We start from the raw sequence: 21,759 nt of genomic DNA, 5'->3' as shown, positions 1-21,759 counted from the left end.
GGGGATGCGGAGGGTATGGCCGTGCAGGACACGCCGTAAACCCATCCCTGGGGGCTCGATGGCGCCATCCATGGCGCCAACGGTCCTGCACGGCCATACCCTCCGCCTCAGGACACGTTCCTGCGAGCGCGGTGGCTTTCATCCCGACAATCCGCCGTTGGTAGATGCCAACCTCGGTTGGCACAGCTTTGGATTCTGCTTTTTTCTTTTCTTTTGACTTTGAATTCCTGCTCTCGTTTCGCGCGCGCGGGAAACTGTCCGAAGCCGGAGCAAGGCGGCAGGCAGGACCGTGAGGCGCATGGATGCGCCGACCGAGCCCCCAAGGACGGGTTTACGGCGTGTCCTGCCTGTTGCCTTGCTCCGGCTTGCCGCATTGAAATTCAAGGCGCCGAACGCCCGCTCTACTTCGCGTAGTGCCCACCGCAGTCGGCATCCTTGCCCGGCCCCAGTTCGATGGTGGCCAGCAGTGCCGCCGGCGGCGCGATGCTGCCCAGCGTCAACGCCACCGCACCCCGGATACCCAGAGCCTTGAAGTCCGGGCGGAACGACGGGTCCTTGAAGGTGCCGCCGATGCGCAGCGGCGAGCGCAGCACCAGGATGCTCCTGTCCTTCGGTCGTGGCTTCAGCAGCAGGTCCAGCGTTTCATCGCGCAGGCTGACATCGCCCTCGCCGAGGATGATCGTGTCGGTGGTGTCCACTGCCATCGACCGGGTATGCATCAGGCCCTCGCGCACGCCGAAGTCGGCGAAGGCGCATCGCAGCGGAATCTGTTTGTCGCCGGTAAACAGGAATTTCAGCGACTCGGTGATGTCCAGCCCCGCCACTTCCATCAGCAGGTTGCCGACATGGCCGCGGCCCATGCCCAACGCCACGTTGCCGCTGCTGCTGCCGAGCATCGCCGCGATCGAGTTGCCGTTGCCGGTCAGATCAATGGCGCCGCTGATCCCCCCCTTGGCCTGCTCGGCCAGCTTGGCATCGGGGAACAACTGGCCCAGCTGCACGCCGCGCACGCTGGCTTTCAACGAGGTTGCGATCTGCGGGCGACGTGCGTCCATGCGGATCGTGCTGCGGATGTCGCCGCCAGCAACGCCGAAGTTCAGCGGGTCCAGCCGCAGTACACCATCATCCAACAGCAGGTGTGCATCCATGTCGTCCAGCGGCAGCTTCGGCGCATTGATGCGCTGGGCCTTCCAGCGTACGTCGGCATCCATCGCGCGAAGCTTGCCGAGGTTATACGGCGTGGCCGGCAACACCTTTGCGCTGGCGGCCACACGTGCGGCCTCGGCCCGCTGTTCTGCATTGGCGGTCTCGCCGCCACCGGTCTTCGGGGGGGCACCGACGAAGCCTGCAAGGTCATCGAAATCGAGGCGGCGCGACACCAGGTTCGCGGTCATCCGGGGGCGTTCCCTGGAGACATCGAACTGCACATCGCCGCCCAGGTCACTGTCGCCGACCTTTCCGGTGAAGCGCTCGTAACGCCACACCTGGTGATCACGCTTCAGCCGGCCATCCAGTGCGTAGGGCGGGGAGGGCGGAATGGCGATGCCCAGCAATGGATACAGATCGGCCAGGTCTTGCCCGCTCAGCGCGAACTGCAGGTCGAACACCTGCAGCTGGAACGGGTTGGTCAGGGTGCCAGTGGCGACGGCATGGGTCGCGCCAGCGCGGCCATCCAGATGGATGCGGAAAGGATGGGCGCTGTCGGTCAGCTCCAGCGGCGATTCGGTGCCGCCGCTCAGGATGAAGGGATTGCCCCGCCAGCGGCCCTTGCCGGCCACCAGCAACGGTGGTGCAGCGTCGGCCTGTTTCGGTTGCCCGCTACGCACGTTCACCAGGATGTCGGTGCGGCCGAGTGCGTCGAGGAACTGCAGGCGACCATCGTCGATGTGCAGGCGCTTGAGCTGCGGTGTGGTGCCGCCCCTGCTCTCGCCGAGGAAGTTCCAGTTGCCCGGGTCGCCCTTGCGTGGAGCCGTCTCGAGCAGCACGTCAGGGCGGGTCAGGCGGATCTCGGGCAGTTGCACGTTGCCGCGCAGCAGGGGCCACACCCGCACGTCGATCTCAACCCGGTCTGCGCTGGCCATGTTCGGCTGTTTCGCCCAGGGCGCATTGGCGAAGGTGAGGGTATCGGCGCGCACGGTGGTGGTACGGCCGAGTTCGACATCCAGGTTGCCGATGTGCAGGGCGCGCCCGGTACGCGCCTGCACCGCACGTTCGACCGGGCCCTTGAACCAGTTCCAGTCCCACAGGGCGATGAGGACCAGCAGTGCTGCGAACAGGAACACCAGCACGGCGAGCCAGCGCTGCCCGCGGGGACCGGGGCGACGCAGACGCCAGCGCGACGCCTTGGAATCAGCAGGAGCAGAGGCAGCATTCACACCGCCATGGTTGCCCCGTCGGGGTGGACGGGGCGCGAAGCGATCATATGCATCGTGTGCAGAGCCGGTGCCTGCTCGCCGGCCAGGGGCCTGGCGTTACCCTCAATACGGGATCACAGCACCTGTCGGGTCACGGCGACGAAGTGGCAGACGCTGCCACCGATCACGAACAGATGCCAGATCGCGTGCGAATAGGGGATGGATTCGCGGTGGTAAAAGTACGTGCCCAGCGTATAGGACAGGCCGCCGCCGAACAGCCAAGCCAGGGTGCCACCATCGATCGAGGCCCACATCGGCTTGATTGCCACCACCACCAGCCAGCCCATGGCGATGTAGATCACCGTGGACAACAGCTTGAAGCGGCCGGTGTAGAACAGCTTGAACACCACGCCGCCGAGCGCCAGCGCCCAGATCGCGGTGAACATGCCCCAGCCCCAGGGGCCGCGCAGGCCGATCAGGGTGAACGGGGTATAGGTACCGGCGATCAGCACATAGATCGCGCAATGGTCGAACACCTTCAGGCGGCCCTTGGCCTGCGGGTGCTGGATGGCGTGGTACAGCGTGGAGGCGGTGTACAGCAGCAGCAGGGCGATGCCGAACACGATCGCGCTGGCCAGCTGCCAGCCATCGCCGTAGATCGCAGCCAGGGTGATCAACACCGCGCTGGCGGCCAGGGCAAGCACCGCGCCCAGCCCGTGGGTCAGGGCGCTGGCAATTTCTTCACGGATCGAAACAGCGGAAGTCGTGGACATGGCATGGGCATCGTCTGCAGGGAGGGGGACCTGCACCCCCCTATCATCGCCGCGATGGCGGGCGCGTGCACCCCCGCCACCGTATGGTCGCTGCAATCAGTTGCCGGTGACCGTATGCGCGGCTTCGCGGGTTGCCGAGAAACGCACGTCCGGCGCACGTTCCTGCGCCAGCTGCAGGTTGACCCGGGTCGGCGCCAGGTAGACCAGGTGGCCGGCCGCGTCGAGGGCCAGGTTCAGCGCGTTCTTCTCGCGGAACTCCTCCAGCTTCTTCTCGTTGCTGCAGTGGACCCAGCGCGCCGTGGTCACGCTGACCTGCTCGAAGGTGGCTTCCACGCCGTATTCGTCCTTCAGCCGGTAGGCAGCCACATCGAACTGCAGCACGCCCACCGCACCCAGGATCAGGTCGTTGCTGGTCAACGGACGGAAGAATTGGGTCGCGCCTTCCTCGGACAACTGTGCCAGGCCCTTCTGCAGCTGCTTGAGCTTGAGCGGATCGCGCAGGCGGGCGCGACGGAACAGTTCCGGGGCGAAGTTGGGGATGCCGGTGAAGGTGATCGCCTCGCCTTCGGTGAAGGTGTCGCCGATGGAAATGGTGCCGTGGTTGTGGATGCCGATGACATCGCCCGGCCACGCCTCGGCGGCGATTTCACGGTCGCTGGCCATGAAGGTCAGCGCATTGGCCAGCTTCATGTCCTTGCCGGTACGCACGTGCAGGGTCTTCATGCCGGCAGTGAACCGGCCCGAGCAGACGCGCATGAACGCCACGCGGTCACGGTGCTGCGGATCCATGTTGGCCTGGATCTTGAACACGAAGCCGGTCAGCTTCGGCTCCTGCGGGGCGACTTCTCGGCCGGTGGTGGAGCGCGCCTGCGGCGACGGTGCGTGCTCGACGAAGAAGTCCAGCAGCGGCTGCACGCCGAAGTTGTTCACGCCCGAACCGAAGAATACCGGGGTCTGCTTGCCGGCCCGGTAGGCCTGCAGGTCGAACGGGTGGCTGGCACCCTGCACCAGTTCCAGTTCGTCGCGCAGGTCGGCCAGCATGCGCTCGCCGATCTTCTCGGCCAACCCGGGCGAATCGATCGACGGGAAGATGGTCGAATCCTGACGGGTGAAGTTGCGGCCCTGTTCGTACAGGTGCACTTCGCCGGTGATCAGGTGGACCACGCCCTTCAGGCGCTGGCCCATGCCGATCGGCCAGGTGACCGGTGCGCACTGGATGCCGAGCACGCTTTCAACCTCATCCAGCAGGTCGATCGGCTCCTTGCCCTCGCGATCGAGCTTGTTGATGAAGGTCATGATCGGGGTGTCGCGCAGGCGGCACACTTCCATCAGCTTGATGGTGCGCTCTTCCACGCCCTTGGCCACGTCGATCACCATCAGCGCCGAGTCCACCGCGGTCAGCACGCGGTAGGTGTCCTCGCCGAAGTCGGCGTGGCCCGGGGTGTCGAGCAGGTTGATGATCTTGCCTTCGTACGGGAACTGCATCACCGAGGAGGTGACGGAGATGCCGCGCTCCTTTTCCAGCGCCATCCAGTCCGAGGTGGCGTGGCGGGCAGCCTTGCGGCCCTTCACCGAGCCGGCCATCTGGATCGCGCCTCCGAACAGCAGCAGCTTTTCGGTCAGCGTGGTCTTGCCGGCGTCAGGGTGGGAAATGATGGCGAACGTGCGGCGACGCGACGCTTCGGTGGCGACTTCGGACATGGCAGTGGCGCCCGCACGGGGCGCTTTTCAAAGAGATAAGCGCCCGATTATACCGGCCTGCCGGCGTTGGCGGGTCAGCGCCCGGCGCTGGCGTCGCCGCTGCCCTCGCGGGCGAAGTGCAACTCGCCCTGTGGGGCGAGGATGCGCACCGGCACCGAACGCAGGCCCATGCCCCGGTTGAGCTGCACCACGAAGTGCAGGTGCGGGGCGGTGCTGTAGCCGCTGTTGCCGGACAGGCCGATCGGCTGCCCAGCCTGCACGGCCTGGCCGGGACGCACGCGCATGCCGCCGGCCTGCAGGTGGGCGTACATCGCCATGCTGCCGTCGCTGTGCAGGATGCGAACGAAGTTGGCGCGCCCGGCATCGCGTTCACGGTCCAGGCCATTGCCGCGGAAACCGTCCTGTACCTGCATCACCGTACCCTCGCGGGCGGCCAGGACCTGCGTTGCTTCGGACAGGGCAAAGTCGATGGCGTCGCGGTTCTCCTCGTCATCGTGGCTGAACCGGCCCTGCGGCGCCTGGTCCACGCGCAGCTGGGCAGCCTCGAACGGCAGGCGATAGGCGACGTCTTCGGCGCGCGCGGCCGGATTGCCCGGCACCGACTGCAGACGAAGATCCAGTGCCTTGCCGTTGGCAGGAGAGGGAAGATGGCCCACTACCAGGCTGCCGGTGGCCTGCACCAGTGACTGCAGCGGCAGGCCCTCGACCTGTGTGCCGGGGGCCGCGCGCAGCTCGATCTGCACCGGGCCGGACAGCGGATTATCGATCCGCGCCTGCCACTGGTTGCCCAGCGACTGCAGGCGGAGGTGGGCCATCGGCGCCGCTTGCGGCGCCGCCTCGGCACTGGGCGCAGCTGCAGTCGTTGGCACCAGTCCCCAGCCCTGGCGCCAGTCGGCAGCGTTCGCGGAGGCGCTCGCCAACAGGGGCAGCAGGAGGCAGGACAGGGGCAGGCGGCGCATCGGAGGCTCCAGCGGCATGGACCGACGGGACTCTACGCAAGCTGTCGGGACGGGGGAAGGGTGGGGGCTTCGCATTAATCCATCTCTTTATCCGCATGAAGGGATTGACATGCCCGAAAAGGACTGGCATCGTGGCTCCACCATCGAGACCGGCAGAGGGACAGGCCCTTTGAAGCCGGGGCAGCCCGCAGACGCGAAAGCGCCTGCGTAGGTGCCAAATCCTGCGGGGACCGTGGCGTCCACCGAAAGATGGTTCGAACCTGCACCCAACGTGCACTTCGAACGCGAGCCCCGCGAAGGCTCGATGGCCGATTTCCCTACCGGAACCCGCCATGAGCTTCGCCACCAGCACCGTGCTTCGTCCCGAACCCTTTGTCCCCGTCAGCGTGCCGGTCGATGACCGCGTGCACGCCGAGCGCGGCGAGTTCGCCGCCGTGCTGTCGATGCGTCATGCCGGCCCCTGCCCGGTGCGCCTGCGCTATGAGTGGGTCGGTCCGGTCAACGCACCGGTGGTGGTGCTGGCCGGCGGCATTTCCGCGCACCGCCATGTGGCCTCCAATGCGCAGTTCACCGAGAAGGGCTGGGCCGAAGGCCTGGTCGGCAGTGGCCGCGCACTGGATCCGCAGCAGCTGCGTGTGCTCGCGTTCGATTTCATCGGTGCCGACGGTGCGCTGGATGTGCCGATCGATACCGCAGACCAGGCCGATGCGTTGGCACTGCTGTTGGACCACCTCGGCATTCGCGCGCTGAAGGCATTCGTCGGCTATTCGTATGGTGCGCTGGTCGGCCAGCAGTTCGCGATCCGGCATCGTGCCCGGGTACGCCAGCTGGTGCTGGTCAGCGGCGCACATCGCCCGCATCCGTATGCAGCTGCCTGGCGTGCGCTGCAGCGCCGTGCCGTGGCGCTGGGCCAGCTGCAGTGTGGCGAAGACCACGGCCTGGCGCTGGCCCGCCAGTTCGCCATGCTCAGCTACCGCACACCGGAAGAATTCGGCGAACGCTTCGACGCAGCACCGGAGGTGGTCAATGGCCGCGTCCGTGTCGCGGCCGAAGACTATCTCGACGCGGCTGGTGCGCAGTACGTCGCGCGCACGCCGGTCAATGCCTACCTGCGCCTGTCCGAGTCGATCGACCTGCATCGCGTGGACCCGAGCGCGATCCTGCCGCCGACCGTGGTGGTTGCCGTTGAAGGCGACCGCCTGGTTCCGCTTGCCGACCTGGTCGGCCTGGTCGAGGGACTGGGCCCACGCGGCAGCCTGCGCGTGCTGCGCTCGCCCTACGGTCACGACGCCTTCCTGAAAGAAACCGATCGCATCGACGCGATCCTCGCCACCGCCTTCCGCACTTCTGGAGAGTCCGCATGAGCCTGCACGCCGCTGAACCGTCCTGTTGTCGCACCACCGCCGCCGTCCGCGCCGGCATCGATCGGGATACCGCCCACGGCGCGGTCACTCCGCCGATCGTGCTGTCGTCGAACTTCAGCTTTGAAGGCTTCGGCAACAAGCGCCAGTACGACTACACCCGCAGTGGCAATCCCACACGCGACCTGCTGGGTGAAGCGCTGGCAGAACTGGAAGGCGGCGCTGGCGGTGTGGTGACCGCCACCGGCATGGGCGCGATCAACCTGGTGCTGAACGCACTGCTGCAGCCCGGCGACACCCTGGTGGTGCCACACGACGCGTACGGCGGCAGCTGGCGCCTGTTCAACGCGCTGGCGAAGAAGGGACATTTTGAACTGGTCACCGCCGACCTGACCGACCCGCGCGCGCTGGCCCAGGCCCTGTCCACGCAGCCGAAGCTGGTACTGGTGGAAACCCCGTCCAACCCGCTGCTGCGCATTACTGACCTGCGTTTCGTGATCGACGCGGCGCACAAAGCTGGTGCGTTGGTGGTGGTCGACAACACGTTCCTGTCGCCGGCATTGCAGCAACCCCTGTCGTTCGGTGCGGACCTGGTGCTGCACTCCACCACCAAGTACATCAATGGCCACAGCGACGTGGTCGGCGGTGCGGTGATTGCCCGCGATCCCGCTGTGCACGAACAGCTGGTGTGGTGGGGCAATGCACTGGGCCTTACCGGGTCGCCGTTCGATGCGTTCCTGACCCTGCGCGGCCTGCGTACGCTGGATGCACGCCTGCGCGCGCACCAGGAAAACACTGCCGCGATCGTAGCGTTGCTTGATGCGCATCCTGCGGTGGCCAAGGTCTACTACCCGGGCCTGGCCGATCATCCGGGCCATGCCGTTGCCGCCCGGCAGCAGAGTGGTTTCGGCGCGATGCTGTCCTTCGAACTGGCCAGCTGTGCCGGCGATGATCCGCACGCTGCTGTACGTGCGTTTGTCGATGGCCTGCGTTACTTCACGCTGGCCGAATCGCTGGGTGGGGTGGAGAGCCTGATCGCGCACCCGGCAACCATGACCCACGCGGCGATGACCGCCGAAGCACGTGCCGCTGCGGGCATCAGCGAAGGCCTGCTGCGGCTGTCGGTCGGTATCGAGGGCGAGCGCGACCTGCTGGCCGATCTGGCCAGCGCTCTGGCGCGCGCCGAGGCGGTGATCGATGCAGTGGCGCGCGGCAAACAGGTGGCAGACGCATGAGCGCTTTGCCTGTCGAGATTCCGCTGCTGGGGACCGGCCGCCTGGCATTGCTCGGAACCGGCACCGTCGGTTCGGCCTTCGTACAGCGCTACCAGGCGCTGCAGGCGCGTGGGCTGGAACTGCCCAGCGTGCAGTGGCTGGCCAATTCACGCACGGCGCTGGCGATCGACCGGGATCTGGCGTTGCCGCTGGAACTGGCACGCCGTGCGCCGCGTGATGGGCAGAGTTCGCCACCGTGGGCCAGCGCTGAAGGGCTGGAGCGTGGTGACGTGGTGGTCGATGCCACCGCCAGCGAAGATGTAGCGGCGCGCCACGTGCAGTGGTTGGCGCGCGGTGTGCACGTGGTGACCGCCAACAAGCTTGGCCGCGGTGCGCAGCTGTCGCGCGCGCAGGCCATTGCCGATCGTTGCGCCGATAGCGGTGCGCGTTACGGCGACAGCGCCACCGTCGGCGCCGGCCTGCCGTTGCTCAGCAGCCTGCGCGCGCTGGTTGCCGGTGGCGACCACATCCATGTCATCGAGGGCGTGCTTTCCGGCTCACTGGCGTGGCTGTTCAATCGCTATGACGGCCAGTCGCCGTTCTCGGCGGCGGTGCGTGAAGCGCTGGCGGCCGGCTACACCGAGCCGGACCCGCGGCTGGATCTTTCCGGCGAGGATGTGCGCCGCAAGCTGTTGATCCTGGCCCGCAGCAGCGGATTGGCGCTGGACGCGTCGCAGGTGCAGGTCGACTCACTGGTGCCGGATGCGCTGGCTGCGCTGCCGCTGGAAGATGCAGTGAATGCGCTGGAGCAGCTGGATGCACCGCTGCAGGCGCGTTGGCAGCAGGCGCGCGACAACGGTCGGGTGCTGCGTTTTGTCGGGCGCGTCGATGGCGAGGGCGCGCAGGTGGGCCTGCGTGAGCTGGCTGCCGACCATCCGCTGGCGCAGGGCGCGGGCACCGACAACCGCGTGGCCATCCACAGCGATCGCTATCGCTCACAGCCGCTGTTGATCCAGGGACCGGGCGCTGGCGCGGAAGTGACCGCAGCCGCGCTGCTGGATGACGTGCTGCGGATCGTGGGGTAAGCGGCTGATCGACGCACTGCAGCCAGGCATGGCCTGGCTCTACCGAGGGCGTGTGTAGCGCCGGACCACGCCCGGCGGTTATGGAACCTCAACGCGCTTTGAGCACCTTCAACAACGCCGCATTGAACTGCTTCGGGTCCTGCACCTGCGGCGAATGGCCCAGTGCTGCGAACTCGACCAGGGTTGAGCCGGGTATCGCCGCCGCTGCCGATTTGCCCAGTGCCGGGTAGTTGCCCAGCGTTGCCTTCAGTTCGGGCGATGCCTGGTCACGGCCGATCGCCGTGCGGTCCTTCTGGCCGATGAACAAGGTGGTCGGCACCTGCAGGTTCTTCAGTTCGTAGACGACGGGTTGGTTGAACACCATGTCCGACGTCAGCGCCTGGCTCCAGGCCACCTGCTGCTTGCCCGCGCCTTCGTACATGCCCGACTGCATGCGCGCCCACGGTTCATACGCCGGCTTCCACTTGCCGTCGTAGTACACATCCAGCTGGTAGCGGCGGATGCTGTCATAGCTGATGTTCATTTCGCCGGCATACCACGCGTCCACGCTGCGCCAGGGCACGCCCAGCGCCTTCCAGTCTTCCAGCCCGATCGGATTGACCAGCGAAAGACTGCGCATGTCCTGCGGATACATCAGCGCGTAGCGGATGGCCAGCATGCCACCCATCGAATGCCCGACCACATGCACCGGCACGTCACCCAGTTGCAGCTGCTGCAGCAGCGCATGGGTATTGTCGGCCAGCTGCCCGAAGGAATACTGGTAGCGCTCGGGCTTGCTCGATTTGCAGAAGCCCACCTGGTCCGGCGCGATCACCCGGTAGCCTGCCGCCACCAGCGGTTTGATCGTCTCCTTCCAGGTCGCTGCGCAGAAGTTCTTGCCATGCAGCAGCACCACCACGCCGATCGGCTTCTTCTTCGGCGCGACATCCAGATAGGCCATTTCCAACGCCTGGCGCTGCGATTCCAGCGCAAAGGTCTTCACCGGATAGCCGTAATCGAACCCCTCCAGCCGCGGCCCGTAGGCTGGCGCAGCGAGAGCGGACAACGGAACGCAGGCAAGCAAGGCAGCAGCGATCACGCGCATGGGACATTCCGGGGCAGGGGATGTCTGAGCCTAACCGGAAAGCGGGGACGGTGTTGTCCGATAAGGAAGCACTCTGCAGAGCCAGGTCGATGCCCGGCCCTGCAGTAGAGCCAGGCCATGCCTGGCTGCGCCAATCATCAGCACTCGATGACGTTCACCGCCAGCCCGCCGCGGCTGGTTTCCTTGTACTTGTCCTGCATGTCGCGACCGGTATCACGCATGGTCTTGATGACCTTGTCCAGCGACACCTTGTGCTTGCCGTCGCCGCGCATGGCCATGCGCGAGGCGTTGATCGCCTTCACCGCACCCATCGCGTTGCGCTCGATGCACGGAATCTGCACCAGGCCGCCGATCGGATCGCAGGTCAGGCCCAGGTTGTGCTCCATGCCGATTTCCGCCGCGTTCTCAATCTGGCTAGGGTTGCCGCCCAGCGCCGCGACCAGGCCACCGGCGGCCATCGAACAGGCTACGCCGACCTCGCCCTGGCAGCCCACTTCGGCGCCGGAGATCGAGGCGTTTTCCTTGTACAGGATGCCGATCGCCGCCGAGGTCAGCAGGAAGTCGAACACCCGCTGTTCGTTCGCGCCCGGGCAGAAGCGGTCGAAGTAGTGCAGCACCGCCGGCAGTACGCCCGCCGCGCCGTTGGTGGGTGCGGTGACCACGCGGCCACCGGCGGCGTTTTCTTCGTTCACGGCCAGCGCGTACAGGTTGACCCAGTCCAGCGTGGTCAGCGGGTCGCGCATCGCCGCTTCCGGCTTCGACGACAACTCGCGGTACAGCGCCGGTGCGCGGCGGCCCACTTTCAGGCCACCCGGCAGCACGCCTTCCTCACGGATGCCGCGCGCCACGCAGGCCTGCATCGCGCTCCAGATCTCGCGCAGGTTGTCGCGGATCTCATCTTCGCTGCGCCAGCATTTCTCGTTCTCGAACATCAACTGGGCGATGCTCAGGCCGCTGCGGGCGGTCTGCGCCAGCAGCTCGTCGCCGCTCTTGAACGGGTAGGGCAACGGCGTTTCGTCAGGCACGATACGGTCATCGGCCGCGTCGTCCTGGTTGACCACGAAGCCACCGCCGACCGAATAGTAGTCGCGGGTGGCCAGCACTTCGTCATCGGCGTTGTACGCGGTGAAGCGCATGCCGTTGGTGTGGTAGGGCAGCTTCTGCCGCTTGTTCAGGCCGAGGTCGCGCTTTTCGTCGAAGGCGATCTCGTGCTGGCCCATCAGCATGATCCGCTTGCTGCTGCGGATGCGTTCCAGCGTGGACGGGATGATGTCCGGGTCGATCAGGTTCGGGCGCTGCCCTTCCAGGCCAAGCAGGATCGCCTTGTCGGTGCCGTGGCCGCGACCGGTCAGCGCCAGCGAGCCGTACACATCGGCACGGATGCGCGCGACCTCTCCAAGCTTGCCCGGGTCGAGCAGCCAGCGATGGATGAAGCGCTCGGCGGCCCTCATCGGCCCGACGGTGTGCGAGGAGCTCGGGCCAATGCCGATCTTGAAAACGTCGAACGTGCTGACAGCCATGGTTGCCGTACTGCGGGTACCGGGAGAGACCGCTATTCTAGCGGTTCACGCCGCACTTCCATGACTGCGGCGCAGCATTTCCGCCAAGGGAGCAAACCCCGGTGTTGACCCTGTTCCAGCGTGACGACTGCCATCTGTGTGACATGGCCCTGGCCGAGCTGGCCAAGGCACGGGCGCCCGAGTTCGAATCGGTGTTCCTCGATGACCAGCCGGCGCTGGAGGCGCGCTATGGGGCACGGGTGCCGGTGCTGCGCGATGAGCGCGGTGGGCGGGAGCTGGACTGGCCGTTCGATGCGGCCACGGTGCAGGCCTGGCTGGCCACCGAGCGGTAGTGCCGGCCGCTGGCCGGCGGCTGCCTGGATCCATGTAGTGGCCGACCTGCGGTCGGCACTACAGGAGGTGGCCGGGGCCGTGCCCCGGCCCGTTGCTCATTTCGCGTCGAACTTCACGATCGTGCTGATCGCGGTTTCGTCCGGGATGGTCTTGGTATCGGCCCAGTCGCCGCCGCCGACACCGAAGTCCAGGCGCTTGACCGTGGCCTTGCCGGTCAACACCGGCTGCGCGCCGGGCTTCCAGGTGAAGGTGAAGGTGACCGGCTTGCTCACGCCGCGCAGTTCCAGCGTGCCATCGGCGGCGAACTGGTCGTTGCCGAGCGCGCGGAAGCCCTTTGCGGTGTAGCGCGCGGTAGCGAACTTGCCGACGTTGAAGAAGTCCGCTTCCTTCAGGGTCGAGTCGCGGTCGCTGTTGCCGCTCTTGGCGCCGGCCAGGGGAATAACCACGTCCAGCGAACCTGCGGAGGGATTGGCCGGGTCGAAGCTGAGCTTGGTGGCAAAGCCCGGGAAGCTGCCGGTGAACACTTCACCATCGTATTTGGTGGCAAAGGCGAGGAACGAACCGGCACCAGGTGCCTGGGTGTAATCGGCGGCGAGCACCGGTGCGGTGGCGAGCATGCCGGCAAGGGCGGCAGCCACGGCGGCCGGGGTGGTCAGTTTCAGGTTCATCGGTCAGTCCTTCTGGGGAGGGGCAAGCCAGCCACGCGGCAGCATCCGGGACAGGGTGGCATCGCGCTGGAACATGTGGTGGTAGAAGGCAGCGCCGGCATGGGCCAGCACCACCGCGATCAACAGCCAGAAGCCGTATTCGTGCAGGGCATGGGAAACCGCCACGACCTGCGGATCCGGTCCGCTCAGCTTGGGCACGTCGACCAGCCCGAACCAGCGGAACGGGCGCAGGCCACTGGCCGAGTCGTACAGCCAGCCCGACAACGGGATGGCGAACATCAGCACGTACAGCAGCACATGGGTGGCGCTGGCGATGCGCTCCTGCCAGCTGGGCACGCCGGGTACCGGCTTGGGGGCACCGGCATACAGGCGCCAGCCCAGGCGCAGCACCACCAGTGCCAGCACGGTGATGCCGATCGACTTGTGCGCGGTATAGACCCAGAAATACTTGGGCGTCTTGGGCAGCTCGCCCATGGTCAGGCCGACGATGCCCAGGGCGAGGATCAGCAGTGCGATCAGCCAGTGCAGGGTCTGGCTGACACTCCCCCAGGCGGCGGGGGTGTTCTTGGCGGTCATGAAGGGTCCTTGGTGGCCGTCTGGCTGTCGGAGTGGGGTTGAGGCATGGGAGTTCCCGGAGCGTCGCTGCGGTCGAGGGTGGCTTCAGCCTCGATCCGCACCTGCACCGCATCGCCGATCACGCCAGGCCAGGCGGTGATGCCGAAGGCGCGCCGGCTCAGCGTCGTCGTAGCGGAAAACCCCGCAGTACGCCGGAACGGTGGCAGCGGGTAGCGTTTGATCTGGTTCAACGTCACTTCCAGCGCGACCTCCTGGCTGACCCCGCGCAGGGTCAGGGTGCCCAGCACGCGTGCATGGCGGGCGTCGATCGGTTCGACATGGCGGGAGACGAAGCGGGCGGTGGGGAAGCGGTCGCCATCGAGCAGGCTGCGCGCCAGCGTGGCCTGGTTCCACTTGGCATCGCCAAGGTCCAATCGCGCTACCGGAATCTCGACGTCCAGCGTCGCCTCGCGCCAGTTGTCGCTATCGAAGTGCAGTTGGCCCTGGCTTCCGGAGATCGTGCCCAGCGCCTGCGAGTAGCCGGCATGGTCGATCGCGAACAGCACCCGGGTGTGCACCGGATCGATGCGGTAGGCATCGTTGCCCGCCCAGGCGGGGGCGATGGCAAGCAGCATCGGCAGCAGGGCCAGGCAGTGGCGCATCGGCGGGGGCTCCGGGAAAAAGACCGTTCGATCATACCCACAGCCCCTGCGCAACGCTGTGTGCACGGCTGCAACAGTTCGTGGTGCCGATGTGGCCGGAAACAGGCTGTTGCAGCGATGGCTGCAGCCCTGTGTGACAATCGGCACAGGACAGGGGGTTCAGGATGACGAGCGGCTGGCGCCGGTGGTGCCAAGGCATTGCAGGAGCAGGTCTGGTGCTGTTGGCGCTTTCGGCTGCAGCGGCGACCTTGGACATGGCCGGTGAAACACCGCGCCTGCGCCGTTTCGGCGCGGCCGAGGGATTGCCCTCGCGCATGGTGGTGGCGCTGGCCGAAGACCGACAGGGCCGCGTGTGGGCCGCCACCGACGGCGGCCTGGCCCGCTATGACGGTGGGGAGCTGCGGGTCTGGCAGCACGACCCGGCACAACCGGATTCACTGCCCGGCAACGAGATCGAAACCCTGCTGATCGACCCGCTCGACCGGGTGTGGGTTGGCATCAACGGCAAGGGACTGGCCCGCCTGGATGCCGACCGCGAGCGCTTCAAGACCTTCGAGTCCGTCACCGAAGGCTGCCAAGGGCAGTTCTGGACCTTGGCCTATGCCGAGAACGCGCTGTGGATCGGCAGCAGCAGCCATGGGGTCTGCCGCTTCGGCGAAGACGGCTCGTTGCGCCATTTCCAGCATGATCCGGCACAGCCCGGCGGACTGCCGAGCAACACGATCTTCAGCAGCCTGGTCGACGCGCAGGGACGGCTGTGGGTGGGAACCGAAGCCGGTGTGGCGCGTTGGAACGGCCACCTCTTCGAGGCCGTGGCACCGCGGGAACTGAAAGCGGTCAGTGTGCTGCGGCTGAGCCGCGATGCCGATGGCGCGATCTGGGTCGGTACACAGAACGACGGCCTGTACCGCATCGACGCACAGGATCGGGTGACGCGACCGGCCTGGTCCGACAGTGCCCGCCTGCGCTCGGCACTGGTCCTGGCCGACAGCCACGGAGGCTACTGGGCGGGAACCTCCGATGGCCTGCTGCGTGGTGACGGCGAGGTGTTGCGCAGGCTGGAAGGGGACCGTGGCAGTGGCTTCCTGACCGGCCATAGTGGCGTGCTCGACCTGCTGCAGGACCATGAGGGCGGGCTCTGGGTAGCACTGTTGACCCAGGGTCTGGCTTACCTGCCGCCCGACTGGCGACGCTTTTCGACCTGGTACCAGTTCGACGGCAAGCCGCTGGACAGCCAGTACCTGTTGAGTGCTGCCAGCGACGGTCGCAGCTACTACGTCGGATCTGCCCATGGCGTTTACCAGATCGATGCACAGGGGACGTTGAGCCTGCTGGCCAGCGACCGCGAACTGGGCAGCGGCGCGGTGTGGTCGGTACTGCCGCGTCCCGACGGCAGGCTCTGGCTCGGCCGCGCGGGGCGCATCAGCGTCTACGATCCGGCCACCGGTGTGCTGCGCGACTGGCGCATTGGCGGCGGCGCCGATCTTCGGCAGCGGATCGACCTGATGCGGCAGGCGCCCGATGGCACGGTATGGGTCTCGGTAATGAACCTGGGCCTGCAACAGCGAAGTGCCGATGGCCGCCTGTTGCGCAGTTTCGACGGGGCTACGCTGCGAGGCAGCACCGATGCGCCGGTCGAGCAGATCCGCTTCGATGCTGCCGGGCGGGCCTGGGTGGTCGGGGAGATGGGCATCTGGCGCGAACAGGGGGAGCGCTTCGAAGCAGTACCTGGCGTTTCCAAGGGGCCCATCTACGATCTGGTATGGATCGATCCCCGGCAGATGTGGATCGCACGCCAGGGCGCGTTTGAGCGTTACCAGTGGGATGGCCTCAGCCTGCGCCTTATCCAGCGCGTCGATGCCAGTGCCGGCGTGCCGCCGGTCAGCATGGGAGGGCTGGCCCTGGCCGGCAACGGGCAGTTGTGGGCGACGACGCCCCGTGGCCTGCTGCGCTGGGATCCGAAACAGCGTCGCCTGCAGATCTTCAACGAGCGCGACGGCCTGCTCGATGCCGAGTTCACCGGACGCCCGCCGGCGATCGCTGCCGATGGCCGGGTACTGGCCGTTACCCAGACCGGTATGGTGGGCTTCGATCCGAATGCCGCCGACGCCGAACTGCCACCGTCGCAACTGGTGATCGCGCAGGTTCGCGTCCGTCGCGATGATGCGCGCGGCTGGCAGCCCCTGCCGACCTCCGGTCTGCTGTTGCTGGGGCCCGATGACCGTGATCTGCAGATCGATGCGCGGCTGCTGTCCTACGCCAGCCCGCAGGGCAACCGCTATCGGTTCCGGGTGGAGGGATACGACCAGAACTGGGTCGAACAGGGCGGGGATGGCCAACGCACGTTGTCGCGGCTGCCACCCGGGGCCTATTCGATCGAGGTGCAGGCCGCATCGGCCAGTGGCCCGTGGACGCCCTCGCAGCAGCTGCACATAAAGGTATTGCCCCCCTGGTGGCGCAGCAGCATGGCGATCTTCGGCTATGTGATGCTTGGCTCGCTGTTGCTGTTGGCACTGCTGTGGTTGATCCGCAGGCGGTTGCGGCGGCGGCAGCAGTGGCAGTTGACGGTGCACAAGCAGCAGATCGCCGAGCAGGCATCGCAGGCCAAGAGCCGCTTCCTGGCGACCCTTGGCCATGAGGTTCGCACGCCGATGACCGGCGTACTGGGCATGAGCGAACTGCTGCTTGCCACCGAACTTGACCCGGTGCAGCGCAGCTATGCCGGCTCGATCCAGCAGGCCGGCAGCCATCTGCTGCGCCTGGTCAATGACGCGTTGGACCTGGCACGGATCGAGGCCGGCCGACTGGAACTGGACATCCGGCCGTTCGACCTGGGCGGACTGCTGGACCAGGTGCAGGCGCTGATGCAGCCGATGGCGCAGCAGCGCAGGCTGGCCTTCCAGCGTGAGGGGGACCTGCCAGGCCCGATCTGCATCAGTGGCGATGAGATGCGCGTCCGCCAGATACTCCTGAACCTGCTGGGCAATGCGATCAAGTTCACCGAGCGCGGCCATGTCGGTCTGGCGGCGCGCCTGGGCGAGAACGGCGGCATGGTGACCTTCGAGGTCAGCGACAGCGGGCCGGGCATCAATGCCGAGCAGCAGCAGCGCCTGTTCCACCGCTTCGAACAGGCCGATGGCCCGCGTACCGCCTCGCGCTATGGCGGCAGTGGGCTGGGCCTGGCGATCTGCCAGGAGCTGGCGGTGGCGATGGGCGGCCGCATCGATGTCGACAGCCAGCCGGGGCGTGGTGCACGTTTCGCCGTACGGCTGCCGCTGCCATGGAGCAGGCAGCAGGCCTCCAGCGATGGCGAGGTGGCGTTGCCGACGCTGCCTGCACTGCGGATCCTGCTGGTCGAGGATGATGCAACCGTTGCCGAGGTCATTGCCGGCCTGCTGCGCAGCCGGGGCCATGAGGTGGTGCACGTGCTGCATGGCCTGGGCGCGCTGTCGGAGATTTCCACCGAGGGCTTCGATGTCGGCCTGCTCGACCTCGACCTGCCTGCACTCGACGGCACCGCCATCGCCCGCCAGCTGCGCGCGCTGGGCTACGAACTGCCGTTGGTGGCCGTTACCGCGCGCTCGGATGCCTATGCCGAGGCGCAGGTGCTTGCGGCCGGATTCGATGGTTTCCTGCGCAAGCCGGTGACCGGCGATCTGCTGGTGGCGGCGATTGCCCAGGCGCGCAGTAAACGCCAAATCATCAGCTGAGTGCGGCATCCTGCGGCGTGAATCGCGCAACTTTCGGTTTACCATGCCGACGCCCACGGCGTGGGCATCATCAACAGCAGCGTGAGGAGGCCATCGGTGGTGTATCTGCGGGCAGTGACGCTGCTGATGCTGCTGTGCTGCCTGGCGCCCGCTGCCGCGCAGCCGGTGCCACCTTCGCCGCGCCAGGTCACCGTGTTCGATGGGCTGCCGTCCAACACCGTCAACCGCATGGCCGAGGACCGCTACGGCTACCTGTGGATTGCCACCAACGATGGCCTGGCCCGCTACGACGGGCGCAACTACCGCATCTGGCGTTCCGAGGACGGCCTGCGCGACAACCGCATCTGGAGCGTGCTGGTCGATGCCCGCAACGAGCTGTGGATCGGCACTGAAAATGCCGGCCTGGTGCGGATGTCGGCCGATCGCCGCCAGCTGCGCTTCTACGACCGCAGCAGCCAGCCGCTGATGGGCAGCAACACCGTCTGGAGCCTGGCTGCGACACCGGATGGCGCGATCTGGTTCGGCACCCACGAGGGCGGCCTGTACCGGCTGGACAGCAATGACCGTCTGCAGCGGTTCCTGCCCGAAGCGAACAACCCGCGCAGTCTGCCGGCCGCGTCGGTGCCCTACCTGGCCACGCTTGCCGATGGCAGCCTGTGGGTCGGCACCAAGCATGGCGTGGCGCGCTGGACCGGTACCGATTTCGAACGCATCGGCGGCGACCTGGTGCCCAGCCTGCTGATCAATGGACTGACCGCAGAACCCGACGGCAGCCTCTGGATCAGCACGCTGGCCGGGGCCACGGTGCGGCGCCCGGATGGCCGTTTCGAATCCGTTCCCTGGACATTGCCGGCCGGCGACCAGGTGCTGGGCATGATGCTGCGCGACGAGCAGGGCGGGCACTGGCTGGATACGCGCAGCGGCCTGGGCCGCGGCATCGATGGCCGCTACCAGACCGTGCCGCTGTACAGCGCCATCGCCCGTGGCCTGGTGCGGCCGAACTGGACCGGCGCCTATGAGGACCGCGAAGGCGGCATCTGGCTGGCCAGTACCAATGCCGGCCTGTGGCACCTGCTTCCGCGCTGGTGGCAGTTCTCGGTGTTTTCGCGGCTGGAGGATGATCCGTCCTCGCTGCGCAATTCCTATGTGCTCGGTACCAGCCCCTCCAGCAATGGCGGGGTGTGGACGGTCGGCAGCCATGGCGCGCTGGACCGCTTCAATCCGCGCACGGGCGTGATCGAGCAGCACCGCACCTTCGTCAACGGCATGCACTGGCTGACCTCGGTGCGCGAAGACCGGCAGGGCCAGGTGTGGGTGGGCTCGACCGACGCCCTGATGCGCTACGACCCGCGTCGTGGCGAGCTGCGGCGCTGGGGGCGGGACTCGGGCGCGGACGCGACCATGGAAGGCAACATCGAGGCGATGATGACCTGCGATGGCGACAGCCTGTGGTTGATGCTGTCATCGGGGCTGCAGCAGCGTGATCTGGACGGGCACGTGCGCCGGCGGCTGGAAAACGGCCAGGACGGTCTGCAGGCCGGTCAGCTCAATCTTGACGTGGAATGCGGCCCGCAGGACCGGATCTGGCTGGCCAGCAGCCGGGGCCTGCTGCAATGGCAACCGGATGCGCAGCGCTTCCAGCCGGTGCCCGGTGCGCCGGCCACTGCGGTGTACGCCCTGCACGTGGGCAAGGACGGCCAGGTCTGGTTGTCCGAGGATGGTCGCCTGTCGCGGTATCTCTGGAGCCAGGGCCGGCTGGAAAGGCAGGCGGTAGTGGGCGCCGAGCAGGGCTATCCGGCGATTTCCGCTACCGGCCTGGTGGTCGACGCGCAGGGCGTGGCGTGGGCCACCAGTGCCCGTGGCCTGGTGCGGGTGAGTGCCGATGGCGAGAGCGTACGCCTGTACGGGGTGCACGATGGGCTGCCCAGCCAGGAGTTCCGCGAACACACCCTGATCGCCTCCTCGGCGGGGCGCATGGTGGCAGGTACCCCCGCCGGTGTGGTGGTGTTCGATCCCGAACAGGTTCGACCGTCCACCCGGCGTGCGCCGCTGGTGATCGAGCGGGTGGAGGTACGCCGCAACGAGCAGTTGCTGGACCTGACCCATGACACGCCGCTGCAGATCGCCGATGGTGACCGCGACCTGCGTATCGTCGCGCGCCTGTTGTCCTTCGCCGATTCGGCTTCCAACACCTACCGCTACCGGTTGGCAGGCTACGACCCGGATTGGGTCGAGGTGGGCCCGGCAGGCGAGCGCCTGTTCTCGCGCCTGCCACCCGGCGCCTACCGGCTGGAAGTGCAGGCGCGCTCGGCCGACCACGTGTGGTCGCGGGTGCAGACCCTGGAATTCCATGTGCAGCCGCCGTGGTGGCGCAGCTTGTCCGGCCTGCTGGTGCTGGCCTCCATCGCACTGCTGCTGACCAGCTGGTTCGCCTGGTTGTATCGGCGCCGGCTGCAGCGCCAGCACGCCTACCAGCTCGCCCTGCACAAGCAGGATCTGGCCGAACACGCGTCGGCGGCCAAGACACGCTTCCTGGCCAATCTCGGCCATGAGATCCGCACGCCGATGACCGGTGTGCTGGGCATGAGTGAACTGCTGCTGGCCTCGCCGCTGGATCCGCAGCAGCGCGGTTACACCCAGTCGATCCGGCACGCGGGTGAGCACCTGCTGCATCTGGTCAACGATGCACTGGACCTGGCGCGGATCGAATCGGGGCGCCTGGAGCTGCAGTCCAATGCGTTCGCGCTCAATCGCCTGCTGCAGGATCTGGCTGCGCTGATGGGGCCGCTGGCTGCACAGAAGGGCCTGCGGTTCGTCCTCGACAACCAGTTGCCTGCAGGGCTGCAGGCGACCGGCGATGCGATGCGGGTGCGGCAGATCCTGCTCAACCTGCTGTCCAACGCGGTCAAGTTCACCAGCCGCGGCAGCATCACGCTGCACGCGCGTTGCGAGGAAGGGCCGCGTGGATTGCATTTCGAGGTGCGCGATACCGGTCCAGGCATCAGCCAGGAGCAGCAGCAACGGTTGTTCCGGCGCTTCGAGCAGGCTGACGGCGCGCGCACTGCCGCGCAGTACGGTGGCAGTGGCCTGGGCCTGGCGATCTGCCGCGAGCTGGCACTGGCCATGCAGGGCCGGATCCGGGTGGAAAGCCAGCTGGGCAGCGGTACCTGCTTCGGTGTCAGCCTGCCGTTGCCGCTGCAGCAGGTTGCCGCCGGCGAAGGTGGTGCCGACAGTGATGCCGCCGCTGCTGTGGTCAACATGCCGCCGCTGCGGGTGTTGCTGGTGGAGGACGATGCGACCGTGGCCGATGTGATGTGTGGGCTGCTGACCACCCGTGGCCATGAGGTGGTCCACGCGGCCCACGCACTGGCCGCGCTGCGTGAAATCAGCGCGGGTGATTTCGATGTCGGCCTGCTCGATCTGGATCTGCCGGGCCTGAGCGGTTTCGAACTGGCCCAGCATCTGCGCAACCAGGGTTACACGCTGCCGCTGCTGGCGGTGACCGCACGCACCGACCCTGACCTGCAGCAGCAGGTGGAAGCAGCCGGCATCGGTGGTTTCCTGCGCAAACCGGTGACCGGTGAGCTGCTGGTGGAAGCGATCGCCCGCGTGCTGGGGAGGTAGGGATCGGCAGGGCTGCGCCCTGCACCCGCCGAATCGACGGCAAAGCAAAAGCAAAAGCAAAAGCAAAAGCTGGCATTCCGTGGGATGGCGGGGTGGGTCCGGTGGCGGGGGACGCTGCAAGTACGTCCATGTAAGCTCGGTCGCCGCATCCATGCG

15 protein-coding genes and 1 riboswitch are annotated in these 21,759 nt (G+C 67.1%); of the genes, 6 read left to right on the top strand and 9 right to left on the bottom strand.

Translation table 11 applies throughout. The features are described from left to right. Nucleotides 1-401 precede the first annotated feature (401 nt). The 4 genes from AC07UW_RS18960 to AC07UW_RS18945 all read right to left on the bottom strand — a co-directional run bounded on the left by AC07UW_RS18960 (nucleotide 402) and on the right by AC07UW_RS18945 (nucleotide 5,787). Complete coding sequence (locus tag AC07UW_RS18960; RefSeq protein WP_495212658.1) at nucleotides 402-2,375, bottom strand: AsmA family protein; 1,974 nt, start codon at nucleotides 2,373-2,375, stop codon at nucleotides 402-404. A gap of 113 nt (nucleotides 2,376-2,488) precedes the next feature. Then, nucleotides 2,489-3,127 (bottom strand): PAQR family membrane homeostasis protein TrhA, encoded by a 639-nt coding sequence (gene trhA / locus AC07UW_RS18955; protein ID WP_312107132.1) that lies wholly within the window; start codon nucleotides 3,125-3,127, stop codon nucleotides 2,489-2,491. Between the two features lie 96 nt (nucleotides 3,128-3,223). Further along, nucleotides 3,224-4,828, bottom strand: a complete 1,605-nt coding sequence (locus AC07UW_RS18950) for a peptide chain release factor 3 (RefSeq protein WP_089236493.1) — start codon at nucleotides 4,826-4,828, stop codon at nucleotides 3,224-3,226. Nucleotides 4,829-4,902: 74 nt separating this feature from the next. Beyond that, nucleotides 4,903-5,787 (bottom strand): M23 family metallopeptidase, encoded by an 885-nt coding sequence (locus AC07UW_RS18945; protein ID WP_428704342.1) that lies wholly within the window; start codon nucleotides 5,785-5,787, stop codon nucleotides 4,903-4,905. Nucleotides 5,788-5,924: 137 nt separating this feature from the next. Then, nucleotides 5,925-6,043, top strand: a riboswitch (SAM riboswitch). A gap of 76 nt (nucleotides 6,044-6,119) precedes the next feature. On the opposite strand from AC07UW_RS18945, the gene metX reads away from it, so the two are divergent. From metX to AC07UW_RS18930, 3 genes are read left to right on the top strand one after another with little or no spacing between them, the layout of a single operon-like run. Beyond that, nucleotides 6,120-7,151 carry a homoserine O-succinyltransferase MetX gene (gene metX / locus AC07UW_RS18940; RefSeq protein WP_176019906.1) on the top strand — a complete coding sequence of 344 codons (1,032 nt, stop codon included), beginning with the start codon at nucleotides 6,120-6,122 and terminating at the stop codon, nucleotides 7,149-7,151. Then, nucleotides 7,148-8,383: an O-succinylhomoserine (thiol)-lyase gene (locus AC07UW_RS18935; RefSeq protein ID WP_495212657.1), complete on the top strand. Its 1,236-nt coding sequence runs from the start codon at nucleotides 7,148-7,150 to the stop codon at nucleotides 8,381-8,383. The genes metX and AC07UW_RS18935 overlap by 4 nt, the downstream gene beginning before the upstream one ends. Then, nucleotides 8,380-9,447 carry a homoserine dehydrogenase family protein gene (locus AC07UW_RS18930; RefSeq protein ID WP_495212656.1) on the top strand — a complete coding sequence of 356 codons (1,068 nt, stop codon included), beginning with the start codon at nucleotides 8,380-8,382 and terminating at the stop codon, nucleotides 9,445-9,447. Before AC07UW_RS18935 ends, AC07UW_RS18930 begins: the two co-directional genes overlap by 4 nt. Before the next feature lie 88 nt (nucleotides 9,448-9,535). Here AC07UW_RS18930 and AC07UW_RS18925 read toward each other — a convergent pair whose 3' ends face one another. Together AC07UW_RS18925 and AC07UW_RS18920 are read right to left on the bottom strand one after the other, a co-directional pair. Continuing rightward, nucleotides 9,536-10,531, bottom strand: coding sequence for an alpha/beta fold hydrolase (locus AC07UW_RS18925; RefSeq protein WP_495212655.1), 996 nt, complete (start codon nucleotides 10,529-10,531; stop codon nucleotides 9,536-9,538). 137 nt (nucleotides 10,532-10,668) lie between these two features. Further along, nucleotides 10,669-12,051 (bottom strand): L-serine ammonia-lyase, encoded by a 1,383-nt coding sequence (locus AC07UW_RS18920; RefSeq protein ID WP_100460060.1) that lies wholly within the window; start codon nucleotides 12,049-12,051, stop codon nucleotides 10,669-10,671. Between the two features lie 101 nt (nucleotides 12,052-12,152). Here AC07UW_RS18920 and AC07UW_RS18915 point away from each other — a divergent pair, with 101 nt between their 5' ends. Beyond that, a complete protein-coding gene (locus tag AC07UW_RS18915; protein WP_223496186.1) occupies nucleotides 12,153-12,383 on the top strand; it encodes a glutaredoxin family protein in 231 nt (76 codons plus the stop codon). Nucleotides 12,384-12,479: 96 nt separating this feature from the next. On the opposite strand, the gene AC07UW_RS18910 is transcribed toward AC07UW_RS18915, so the two are convergent. Genes AC07UW_RS18910 through AC07UW_RS18900 form a run of 3 tightly spaced genes read right to left on the bottom strand, consistent with a single transcriptional unit; the run spans nucleotide 12,480 to nucleotide 14,269 of the window. Next, entirely contained in the window at nucleotides 12,480-13,052 is a 573-nt protein-coding gene (locus AC07UW_RS18910; RefSeq protein ID WP_223496185.1) for a YceI family protein, read from the bottom strand. Between the two features lie 3 nt (nucleotides 13,053-13,055). Continuing rightward, nucleotides 13,056-13,628: a cytochrome b gene (locus tag AC07UW_RS18905; RefSeq protein ID WP_223496184.1), complete on the bottom strand. Its 573-nt coding sequence runs from the start codon at nucleotides 13,626-13,628 to the stop codon at nucleotides 13,056-13,058. Next, on the bottom strand, nucleotides 13,625-14,269 hold the full coding sequence (locus AC07UW_RS18900) for a YceI family protein (RefSeq protein WP_223496183.1): 645 nt from the start codon (nucleotides 14,267-14,269) through the stop codon (nucleotides 13,625-13,627). Before AC07UW_RS18900 ends, AC07UW_RS18905 begins: the two co-directional genes overlap by 4 nt. Before the next feature lie 164 nt (nucleotides 14,270-14,433). Between AC07UW_RS18900 and AC07UW_RS18895 the strand changes: the two genes are divergently transcribed. Both AC07UW_RS18895 and AC07UW_RS18890 read left to right on the top strand, forming a co-directional pair. Beyond that, the gene (locus AC07UW_RS18895; RefSeq protein WP_495212654.1) at nucleotides 14,434-17,979 is read left to right on the top strand and encodes a sensor histidine kinase; all 3,546 of its coding nucleotides are present in this window, start codon (nucleotides 14,434-14,436) and stop codon (nucleotides 17,977-17,979) included. A gap of 96 nt (nucleotides 17,980-18,075) precedes the next feature. Further along, nucleotides 18,076-21,603, top strand: coding sequence for a two-component regulator propeller domain-containing protein (locus AC07UW_RS18890; protein ID WP_495212653.1), 3,528 nt, complete (start codon nucleotides 18,076-18,078; stop codon nucleotides 21,601-21,603). The last annotated feature ends 156 nt before the right edge of the window (nucleotides 21,604-21,759 follow it).

It is taken from the genome of Stenotrophomonas sp. GW821-FHT02D01, assembly GCF_059421765.1.
This window is presented reverse-complemented; position numbering and strand designations above follow the sequence as displayed.